The sequence below is a fragment of the Salinimicrobium profundisediminis genome, assembly GCF_026241755.1.
GTDB classification, from domain to species: domain Bacteria; phylum Bacteroidota; class Bacteroidia; order Flavobacteriales; family Flavobacteriaceae; genus Salinimicrobium; species Salinimicrobium profundisediminis.
This window is the reverse complement of record NZ_JAPJDA010000024.1, coordinates 23,011-34,935: the sequence shown is the minus strand read 5'-3', so window position 1 is coordinate 34,935 and position 11,925 is coordinate 23,011. Positions and strand designations below refer to the sequence as shown.

General features: G+C 42.6%; 4 protein-coding genes. 3 read left to right on the top strand and 1 reads right to left on the bottom strand.

What is annotated here, in order from left to right:
* Nucleotides 1-2: 2 nt before the first annotated feature.
* Complete coding sequence (gene pdxH, locus OQ279_RS14115) at nucleotides 3-647, bottom strand: pyridoxamine 5'-phosphate oxidase (protein WP_266070642.1); 645 nt, start codon at nucleotides 645-647, stop codon at nucleotides 3-5.
* A 495-nt stretch (nucleotides 648-1,142) separates the two neighbouring features.
* On the opposite strand from pdxH, the gene OQ279_RS14110 reads away from it, so the two are divergent.
* Genes OQ279_RS14110 through OQ279_RS14100 form a run of 3 tightly spaced genes read left to right on the top strand, consistent with a single transcriptional unit; the run spans nucleotide 1,143 to nucleotide 11,862 of the window.
* On the top strand, nucleotides 1,143-1,649 hold the full coding sequence (locus tag OQ279_RS14110; protein ID WP_266070641.1) for a hypothetical protein: 507 nt from the start codon (nucleotides 1,143-1,145) through the stop codon (nucleotides 1,647-1,649).
* Nucleotides 1,650-1,677: 28 nt separating this feature from the next.
* Nucleotides 1,678-10,947, top strand: a complete 9,270-nt coding sequence (locus OQ279_RS14105) for an HYR domain-containing protein (RefSeq protein WP_266070640.1) — start codon at nucleotides 1,678-1,680, stop codon at nucleotides 10,945-10,947.
* Between the two features lie 9 nt (nucleotides 10,948-10,956).
* Nucleotides 10,957-11,862, top strand: coding sequence for a PorP/SprF family type IX secretion system membrane protein (locus tag OQ279_RS14100; protein ID WP_266070639.1), 906 nt, complete (start codon nucleotides 10,957-10,959; stop codon nucleotides 11,860-11,862).
* Nucleotides 11,863-11,925 lie beyond the last annotated feature (63 nt).

Sequence of the window (11,925 nt, the reverse complement as noted above, 5' to 3'; positions counted from 1 at the left end):
AATTATGGTGCTAATCTATCCATTTTCCATGCCTCTCCCTCCTTACTGTAATAGATACGGTCATGCAGGCGGTTTGGCCTGCCCTGCCAAAATTCGAATTCCGAAGGTATGACTTTATAACCTCCCCAATATACAGGTTTTGGAATATCTTTTCCATCAAACTCCTCTTCAAGAAGCTCCAGTTTTTTCTGAAGGTATTCGCGGGAAGGAATTACAGAACTTTGCTGCGAAGCCCAGGCTCCCAGTTGGCTGCCACGTGGCCTCGAATGAAAGTAGGTAGTCGATTCTTCTTCAGAAGTTCTTTCAGCCAGCCCTTTTATCATCACCTGTCGTTCAGATTTTGGCCAGAAGAAAGAAAGACAAACCCGGGGATTTTTAGCTATAGATCTACCCTTTTCAGATTCATAGTTGGTGTAGAACACAAATCCTTCGTCATCATATTCCTTAAGAAGCACTACGCGTGACATGGGAAAACCATCCAGCCCAACGGTAGAGAGGTTCATTGTATTGACTTCGTCAACTTCTTTGTTTGTTTCAATTTCCCTAATCCAAACATGAAATAATTCAAAGGGATCTTTAGGGATTTCCTCTTCCAGTAACTCATGTTTCTGATAGAGTTTACGGTAATCGTGAAGCTTATTTTTCATATTGCCAATTTACAAAATATAGGTTTTATAACGCCAGTACACAGGGTCAAAAATGGCAAATCCTGTAAGAATTATTTGACTCTAAAACCTGGCTTCAATTTTCCTTTCATCCCATTAATTTCATGGGATAACCCCCTAAAAATATAAGATGTTTTTAATATTATTTTTCTTACTTATTTCACAGTTATATTAAAGATAACGCAGTATTAAATATAATCAACACCCCTCTTAATCCCTGCTATAATTTACTGTCCGTGTGCAGTTTGTCCGTAAAACCTCACACTACATCTAAAACATTTGAATTTTCTTTTTTTAACAGAAATTAGAAAATACATTTACCTCAGAAATAAGATTCCTCCCCCCCAGATCTATTTCAAAACTTATTTATAACCTCAAAAAAAACCTACAAGCTTTGGCTACCACCTACAGGAGATATTCACTCCTTCCTTTCAACCTATGGCTCCCTTTTTCTTTTCAATTATAACATACAATTCTATGATCAAGAATATAACCTTTAGTAAAATTATCGGACTCACCATCCTTTGTTTTTCGGCATCTTTTAGTGCCTTAAGTCAAAATACAGCAGTAAACTTTGGTGAACTCTTAAATTCACCTGTTACCTCTTCGGGCCAGTTTAGCAAAAATGATGTCGAAGAGCTTTCAGGCTTGATCTACGACCTAAACCCTACCATTTTTATTGGAAGTTCGGGGTACAAGATTTTAGGGGAAGAAGCTCCTGTGAAAGCAGAATTAAGTGCGGGCAACTTCAACAGGCTTTCTACTGCCAATCCCGGTTTTAATAATGTGAAGCTTTTGAAAATGAAAATAGAAAGTGAAGCAGACTTCAATGCATCTTTTGACTTAAGCAGGCTGCAGGGTTTTGAAAACCTTGAATATGTTTTTGTGGAGTGCACTTTTGAATGTAGTACAACAAGGATTGAAAACATGTTCTCGAATATTGGGAACCTGAAGGTCCTGTATATAATCTCAACCCCCGAATAAGACGACGCTGGCACCAAAATTTGGCATTATGAAACAAAAATACGCAAAACAATTTTCTGCAATAAACCCCGGGAACCTTTTTACCCTGTTCCTTGTTTTATTTGGTTCAGTACTTCAAATGAGTGCCCAGGTAAGACAGCCTTTTATTCAGACAACTTCGGAAGACTCTCCCAACAGGAAGATCTACAATATCAAGGGGGATTTTACCATGATAGGGAATACCAACATGACGTTGTGGGATTACTCTAATGAGAGGATGAATAGTAACAACTACATGGTGGAAGTAGATACCGATGAGGTTGGAAATACTTCCAATTCATCTAGTGCCACTCTTACATTTTCTAACGAAAATGGCGCCAGTCCCGAATGCTCAAACGTACTTTTTGCAGGACTGTATTGGACCGGAAGAACCAGTGATAATGTGCCAAACTACAAAAAAAGCAAAGTAAAGTTCAGGGGGCCTGGCTCTTCTTATCAAGATATACAGGCTATTACCTATAATGTTCCGGGAGACAATAATATGTATGCCGCTTATGCCGAAGTAACCGACATTGTCAAAGCAGGAGGTACCGGTGAATACTGGGTGGCCGATATGGCTGTTTCTGAAGGTAATGGTGGTTCTACCGGTTATTATGGCGGCTGGGGAATGATCGTGATCTATGAGAACCAGCAAATGAACTTGCGGGACGTTACTGTTTTTAATGGGTATGCTTATGTGCAGGGCAATGCGACCCGCCAGTATGAAATTCCTGTATCAGGATTTAATACTGCCCAGGCCGGGGATATTAACATGAAGCTTGGGATGATGGCCGGTGAAGGCGATAGAGGAATTAGCGGGGATTACTTCAGCATAAAAAAGAGAAATGGAAATTCATGGCAGTCGCTAAGTCACAGTTTGAACTCTACCGATAACTTCTTTAATTCTTCTATACAAACCAGCGGTGCCAGAAATCCAAACCGCCTGAACAATACCGGTGTTGACATCAGCATGTTTAATATCGACAACCAGAACAACCAGGTGATTGGAAACAACCAGACTTCGACTACTTTCCGTTATGGTTCTACACAAGACACTTACATCATTCTTAACATGGCGATGTCTGTAGACGCTTACACGCCCGATTTTGAAGCTGTTACCTCTATTGGCCAAACAACTGCAGTACCTGGTGAAGAAATTACTTATAATATAGACCTTTACAACAAGGGTTCCGAAGAAATTGAAAATGCGAAAATCATCATTCCGGTACCTTTCAACCTGGAATATGTGGGCAACGAAACCCATTTTAACGGGCAGGTTCCGTCTCCCAACAATGTAACCTATGACCCGTCACTTGGGGCAAATGGTTCTATAATATGGAGTATTGGTACGCTTCAACTTCCAGCCGACAGGAGTAACATCCTGGGGAACCTAAACCTCAATTTTAAGGTTACTGAAGATTGTGCCATTCTGAAAAACTCCAGCTGCGGGCATCAATTCCAGATTCCTTTTACAGGCACTTTAAGTGGAAAAGGGGCAATTACGGGTGCCACCTTCACAGATAAAGGCCTAATTCAGGGGTACCAGAACAACGGCACCTGTGAAATGCAACCCATTACCAGTCCGTTGCTTATCGACATTGATGCATCAAATTTCATTCAGAATAACTGTCAGGCGACCCCCGACGAGCTGAGTTTCTCAACCTGCGATACCCAAAGCGGATTTTCGGTGAGTGATATTCAGTCGTATTTCCCTCAGGGCAGCAGGTTTTACGATAGCTATCCTGTAACTTCAGGCTCTACTCAAATTACAGGAAATTTCCCTGCTACTGCTGGAACTACAGAATATTACGCCATTTTAAAAGGCTCAAATTCCTGTTACATTCCCTTCAGTATTACCATTGACGAAATAACTTCAATCCCTGCAGCCGAAGATATCTCCTATTGTATTAACGAAGAAGCGGTTGCGCTCACTGCCACGCCAAGTAAATCTAATTATTTGCTCTTCTATTATACTTCGGAAGATGGTGAGCCTCAAAGCTCTATCACTCCATCTACTTTAGAAGCAGGAGAATTTACCTATTACGTAGCCGAAGGGGAATCTTTAAGCTGTATAAGCCCTAACAAAACCACAATTTCTGTAAGTGTTACCGGTAAACCTGAAGCAACTCCACCCTCCAATATAGAGATTGAAGGCTGCGGAACTGAATTTGAAAGCTCCACAATTCCCGGATATTCCACTCAGCTGACTGCAATAACGCAAAATGTTTTTGAAAGCCTTGGCGGTACAATTACTTCGGAAAAAGATATCCAAAAAGTTGAATATTTTGACAATCCTGAAAGTACTTTACCCACTGTTATTACAAGGACCTTCAGAATAACTTCTGAATGCGGAAGCGTTGAAGTACAACAGGTCATTAAGGTCGAAGACACTACTGCGCCTGAAGCCATAAGCCTACAGGACGTGACTGCACAATGTGCTGCCGATGTTGAAGCTCCCGTGACTACCGATAATTGCGACGGGGACCTTACTGCAACCACAACAGATCCTGTTTCTTACACTGAACAGGGAATACATAGTATAACCTGGACCTTCACAGATAAAAGTGGAAACAAAACCACTGCAATTCAAAAAGTGATTATTGAAGACACTATCGCTCCCGAAATCACATGTACAAATGACATTTTTGACACCGTAGGAGAAAATGGAACTACTGCCGTGGTTACTTACGATGCGCCTGTTACTTCAGATAATTGCTCTTTCACAGTTGAACAAACAGCAGGTTTAGCTTCAGGTTCTGAGTTCCCGCTTGGAACAACAACCAATACTTTTGTTGTGACTGATGGTGCCGGGAATACTGCTACCTGTAGCTTTACCGTAACCATCACCGATGATGAAGATCCAACCCTTGAGTGCCCTGCTCCAATCAACGTAAATGTTGATGCAGGAATTTGTGGTGCTGTTGTAGAATTTGAAACTCCGGAAGGTTTTGACAACTCAGGAGCCGTGACTGTAACCCAGATCGCTGGTCCGGTGTCAGGAGAAACTTTCCCAGTGGGAACCACAACTGTGACTTTCCAGGTGGAAGATGCTTCAGGAAACACTGCTACCTGTAGCTTTGATGTGACTGTAAAAGATAACGAAGCTCCTGAAATTACTTCAGTTGCAAATATCACTCAGAATGTTGATGTAGATTCCTGTTCAGCTACTGTGGAATACGAACTACCGACTGCCACTGATAATTGCGAAGGTGTGGAAGTTACTTTAACTGAAGGATTAGCTTCAGGATCTGAATTCCCACTGGGTGAAACTAAAGTGACTTACACTGCGACCGATGCTTCAGGAAATGAAGTGACTACTACTTTCACTGTGACTGTAGTTGACAACATCGCTCCGGAAATTGTTTGTACAAATGACATTTTTGACACTGTAGCTTCAGGCTCTACAACTGCTGTTGTGACTTACGATGCGCCTGTGGCTTCAGATAATTGTTCCTTCACAGTTGAACAAACAGCAGGTTTAGCTTCAGGAAGTGCGTTCCCGCTTGGAACTACAACAAATACATTTGTTGTGACTGACGGTGCAGGAAACACTGCTACCTGTAGCTTTGATGTAGTGATCACCGATGATGAAGATCCGACGCTTGAGTGTCCTTCTCCTATCAATGTAAATGTTGATGCAGGTATTTGTGGCGCTGTGGTAGAATTTACAACTCCGGAAGGTTTTGATAATTCTGGTGACGTAACTGTTACCCAGATCGCAGGTCCGGTTTCTGGTTCTGTTTTCCCTGTGGGAACTACAACCGTGACTTTCCAGGTGGAAGACGCTTCTGGAAACACTGCTACCTGTAGTTTTGACGTAACTGTAACTGATAATGAAGCTCCTGAAATTACTTCAGTGGCAAACATCACTCAGAATGTAGATGAAGATTCCTGTTCTGCAACTGTGGAATACGAACTACCGACTGCAACTGATAATTGTGAAGGTGTGGAAGTTACTTTAACTGAAGGATTAGCTTCAGGATCTGAATTCCCGCTTGGAGAAACTACCGTGACTTACACTGCAACCGATGCTTCAGGAAACGAAGTAACCACTACATTTACTGTGACTGTAGTTGACAACATCGCTCCTGAAATCTCCTGTACAAATGACATTTTTGACACTGTAGGTGTGAACGGAACTACTGCTGTTGTTACTTACAATGCACCGGTAGCTTCAGATAATTGTTCCTTCACAGTTGAACAAACAGCAGGTTTAGCTTCAGGAAGTGAGTTCCAATTAGGAACCACTACCAACACTTTTGTAGTGACCGATGCTGCCGGAAACACCGCTACCTGTAGCTTTGATGTAGTGATCACTGATGATGAAGATCCAAGCCTTGAGTGTCCTGCTCCAATTAACGTAAATGTTGATGCTGGAATCTGTGGCGCTATGGTTGAATTCACCACTCCGGAAGGTTTTGATAACTCAGGTGAGGTGACTGTGACCCAGATTGCAGGTCCGGTGTCTGGTACTGTTTTCCCTGTTGGGACTACCACTGTGACTTTCCAGGTCAAAGATGCTTCGAGCAACACTGCTACCTGTAGTTTTGATGTAACTGTAACTGATAATGAAGCTCCTGAAATTACTTCAGTAGCTAACATCACTCAGAATGTAGATGTGGATTCCTGCTCTGCAATTGTAGAATACGAACTACCGACTGCAACTGATAATTGCGAAGGATTTGAAGTTACTTTAACTGAAGGTTTAGCTTCTGGCTCTGAATTCCCATTAGGTGAAACTAAAGTGACTTACACTGCTACTGATGCTTCAGGAAACGAAGTGACTACTACTTTCACTGTGACTGTAGTTGACAACATCGCTCCGGAAATTACCTGTGTAAATGACATTTTTGACACTGTAGGCGAGAACGGAACAACTGCCGTGGTGACTTACGACGCTCCTGTTGCTTCTGATAACTGTGAGTTCACTGTTGAACAAACTGCAGGATTAGCTTCAGGATCTGAATTCCCGCTTGGAACTACAACAAATACTTTTGTTGTGACTGATGGTGCCGGAAATACTGCTACCTGTAGCTTTACCGTGACCATTACCGATGATGAAGATCCAACGCTTGAGTGCCCTGCTCCTATCAATGTAAATGTTGATGCAGGAATTTGCGGCGCGGTGGTAGAATTTACAACTCCGGAAGGTTTTGATAACTCAGGTGAGGTGACTGTGACCCAGATTGCAGGTCCGGTGTCAGGAGAAACTTTCTCTGTGGGCACTACCACGGTGACTTTCCAGGTCGAGGATGCTTCAGGAAACACTGCTACCTGCAGCTTTGATGTAACCGTAAATGATAATGAGGCACCTGAAATAACTTCAGTTGCCAACATCACTCAGAATGTTGATGTAGATTCCTGTTCCGCAACTGTGGAATACGAACTACCAACTGCAACTGATAATTGCGAAGGTGTGGAAGTAACTTTAACTGAAGGTTTAGCTTCTGGAGAAACTTTTCCTCTTGGCGAAACCACTGTGACTTATACCGCAACCGATGCTTCAGGAAATAAAGTTACTACCACTTTCACTGTAACTGTGGTTGATAATGTCGCTCCGGAAATCTCCTGCACAAATGACATTTTTGACACCGTAGGAGAAAATGGAACTACTGCCGTGGTTACTTACGATGCGCCTGTTGCTTCAGATAATTGTTCCTTCACAGTTGAACAAACCGCTGGTTTAGCTTCAGGAAGTGAATTCCCGCTTGGAACTACAACAAATACTTTTGTTGTGACTGATGGTGCCGGAAATACTGCTACCTGTAGCTTTACCGTAACCATCACCGATGATGAAGATCCGACGCTTGAGTGCCCTGCTCCAATCAACGTAAATGTTGATGCTGGAATCTGTGGCGCTGTGGTGGAATTCTCAACTCCCGAAGGTTTTGATAATTCAGGAGACGTGACTGTAACTCAAATCGCTGGTCCGATGTCAGGAGAAACTTTCCCTGTCGGAACTACAACTGTGACTTTCCAGGTGGAAGACGCTTCAGGAAACAAAGCAACTTGTAGCTTTGATGTGACTGTAAAAGATAACGAAGCTCCTGAAATTACTTCAGTGGCCAACATTACTGAGAATGTAGATGTGGATTCATGTTCTGCTACTGTTGAATACGAACTACCAACTGCAACTGATAACTGTGAAGGAGTTGAGGTTACCTTAACTGAAGGTTTAGCTTCTGGAGAAACTTTTCCTCTTGGCGAAACCACTGTGACTTATACCGCAACTGATGCTTCAGGAAATAAAGTTACTACCACTTTCACTGTAACTGTGGTTGATAATGTCGTTCCAGAAATCTCTTGCACAAATGACATTTTTGAGACTGTAGGCGAGAATGGAACTACTACCGTGGTGACTTACGACGCTCCTATTGCTTCTGATAATTGCTCTTACACTGTGGAACAAACAGCAGGTTTGGCTTCTGGTTCTGAATTCCCACTTGGAACTACAACAAACACTTTTGTTGTGACCGATGCTGCAGGAAATACCGCTACCTGTAGCTTTACCGTGACCATTACTGATGATGAGGATCCAACGCTTGAGTGCCCTGCTCCTATCAATGTAAATGTTGATGCCGGTATTTGTGGCGCTGTGGTAGAATTCTCAACCCCGGAAGGTTTTGACAATTCAGGAGACGTGACTGTAACTCAGATTGCAGGTCCGCTGTCTGGTTCTGTTTTCCCTGTCGGAACCACAACTGTGACTTTCCAGGTGGAAGACGCTTCAGGAAACAAAGCAACCTGTAGCTTTGATGTGACTGTAAAAGATAACGAAGCTCCTGAAATTACTTCAGTGGCCAACATTACTCAGAATGTAGATGTGGATTCTTGTTCTGCAACTGTGGAATACGAACTACCGACTGCAACTGATAATTGTGAAGGTGTGAAAGTAACTTTAACTGAAGGTTTAGCTTCAGGAAGTGAATTCCCGCTTGGAGAAACTACCGTGACTTACACTGCAACCGATGCTTCAGGAAATACTGTTACCACCACTTTTACTGTAACTGTGGTTGACAACATTGCTCCTGAAATCACCTGTGTAAATGACATTTTTGAGACTGTAGGTGAAAACGGAACTACTGCCGTTGTGACTTACGACGCACCTGTAGCTTCTGATAATTGCTCTTTCACAGTTGAACAAACAGCAGGTTTGGCTTCAGGAAGTGCGTTCCCGCTTGGAACTACAACAAATACATTTGTTGTGACCGACGGTGCAGGAAACACTGCTACCTGTAGCTTTGATGTAACTATTACTGATGATGAGAATCCAACACTCACTTGTCCTAATAACATCGACGTAAATGTTGATGCAGGAATTTGTGGCGCTGTGGTAGAATTTTTAACTCCGGAAGGTTTTGATAATTCAGGTGAGGTGACTGTGACCCAGATTGCAGGTCAGGTATCTGGTGCTGTTTTCCCAGTTGGAACTACTACTGTGACCTTCCAGGTAGAAGATGCTTCAGGAAACACTGCAACTTGTAGTTTTGACGTAACTGTAACTGATAATGAAGCTCCAACAATCACTTCAGTATCAAACATTACTCAGAATGTAGATGTTGATTCTTGTTCAGCAACTGTGGAATATGAACTACCGACTGCAACTGATAATTGCGAAGGTGTGGAAGTAACTTTAACTGAAGGATTAGCTTCAGGAAGTGAATTCCCGCTAGGGGAAACTACAGTGACTTACACTGCGACCGATGCTTCAGGAAATGAAGTAACCACTACTTTCACCGTAACCGTGGTTGACAACATTGCTCCTGAAATCTCCTGCACAAATGACATTTTTGACACCGTAGGTGAGAATGGAACTACTGCTGTAGTGAGTTATGACGCACCGGTAGCTTCTGATAACTGTTCCTTTACTGTTGAACAAACTGCAGGACTTCCTTCTGGTGCTGAGTTCCCTCTTGGGACTACAACAAACACTTTTGTAGTGACTGACGGTGCAGGAAATACTGCTACCTGTAGCTTTACCGTGACCATTACAGATGATGAAGATCCAACGCTTGAGTGCCCTGCTCCTATCAATGTAAATGTTCATGCTGCCATCTGTGGCGCTGTGGTAGAATTCTCAACTCCGGAAGGTTCTGACAATTCAGGTGAGGTGACTGTTACCCAGATTGCAGGTCCGGTGTCAGGAGAAGTTTTCCCTGTGGGAACTACCACTGTGACTTTTCAGGTAGAAGATGCTTCAGGAAACACTGCTACCTGCAGCTTTACCGTGACTGTAACTGACAATGAAGCACCGGTATGGGCTTCAGCTTTACCTTCAGATGCAACTGTAGAATGTAATGAGGTTCCGGCAGCAGCTACTTTAACTGCGACCGATGCCTGCGGGGTGAACGTGAAATTTTCCGAAGAAATGGTCGCTTCAGATTGTGCTTCAGAATATATTTTAACCAGAACCTGGACTGCGACTGATAATAATGGAAATGCTATTTCCCATACGCAGATCATTTCCGTAGAAGATAATACGGCACCAACATTGGCGAACGAACTTCAGGAAGTGATCAACATTAGCTGTGAGGAAATCCCCGCAACACCAGAGTTAACTTTTACCGATAATTGCTCTCCTGAGGTTACTGTGGAGTTTGATGAGAGTACAACCGACGGGGAAAACGGAAGCTCTGTAATCACCAGAACCTGGTTCGCATCTGACTGTGCAGGGAATGAGGCGGTGTTTACACAAACTATTAATGTAAATCCAACTTCAACTGTAATTGAAACTACCACTGCAGACCTTTGTACTGAAGATGTCATTTTTGAACTCTCTGATCTTTTAATAGGAGAATACAACGAGAACGGAACCTGGGTAGACAGCAATCAAACAGGTGCACTACAAAATGGAACAATAGATCCGGGCCTACTTCAGGTGGGATTATACAGCTTTGATTATGTGATCAACGAAGGTGGCTGTACTGCAACTACAACTGTACAGGTTAGCATTAACGATGACTGTATTGTTCTTCCCTGTGAAATAGAAGATGTGCGAAACAGCATTTCCAAAACTGTAACTCCAAACGGAGATAACATTAATGACAAATTTGAAGTAGGGAAAGGTATTGACTGTGGCTTCACTTATGCTGTTCAAATCTTTAACCGCTGGGGGAATAAAGTTTATAAATCAAGTAATTATACTGATGGCTGGGATGGAAGTTCAAGTAACTCTATAACCGGAGATCAATTACCTGCAGGAACTTACTATTACATTGTTGAGATAAAACAAAGTGGACTTGAACCAATACAGGGATATATCTACTTAGGAACCAAATAATCGATGAACATGAAAAAAATCTACCCCGTCATAATTCTTCTACTTATTGGTGTATGTGCCAATGCACAGCAGCTGCCACAATTTACGCAGTACATGTACAACACTATTTCGATAAATCCTGCTTATGCTGGAAATAGAGATGCTCTCTCGGTAGTTGGGCTTCACAGGAGTCAGTGGTCAGGACTCGCAGGGGCACCGCAAACGCAGACCCTGTCTATCCACTCCCCTCTTCGCAACGAAAAAATTGGGCTTGGGGTTTCGGTGATCAACGACAAAGCCGGTTATGAGAATTACACCTATGCGTATGGAGATTTTTCTTACACCATCAATGTGAATGCCCTCACTACTTTATCTTTTGGACTTAAAGCCGGAATGAGCTACTACAACCTAGATGAAGATTTGCTGCAAGATGTAGATGATCCATTTTTTAATGATGATGTATTTAACAGGTGGACACCCAATTTTGGAGCCGGGCTATTCCTCTCTTCTCAAGATTGGTATGTAGGGCTTTCTGCACCAAAGCTGCTAAATAATGATAATAACATAAAAAGCGAATATGTAGCCCTTGAACAGGTGCATTACTATTTAACCGGTGGGTATGTGTTTGATCTCAACGATAGCTGGAAGCTTCGCCCCAGTACTTTGCTGAAAGCGACAAATGGAGCCCCGCTCTCTGTAGATATTTCCAGTACATTCATTTATGACGAAAAAGTGTACCTGGGGGCAAATTACCGGCTGGATGATGCCATAGGCGGATTTGTTGATTTTCAAATCCTTCCTTCCTTTAGGGTTGGGTATGCCTATGAATACTCTGTTTCTGACTTACAGCCCTATACTTCAGGCACCCACGAGATCCTGTTGATATATGAATTCCGAAGACAAAACACCAAATATAGATCCCCAAGGTTCTTTTAATTAAACTACCAGGATGATGAAAAAAAACTACTGTTTACTCCTCCTTTTAATCTGTCAGTCCCT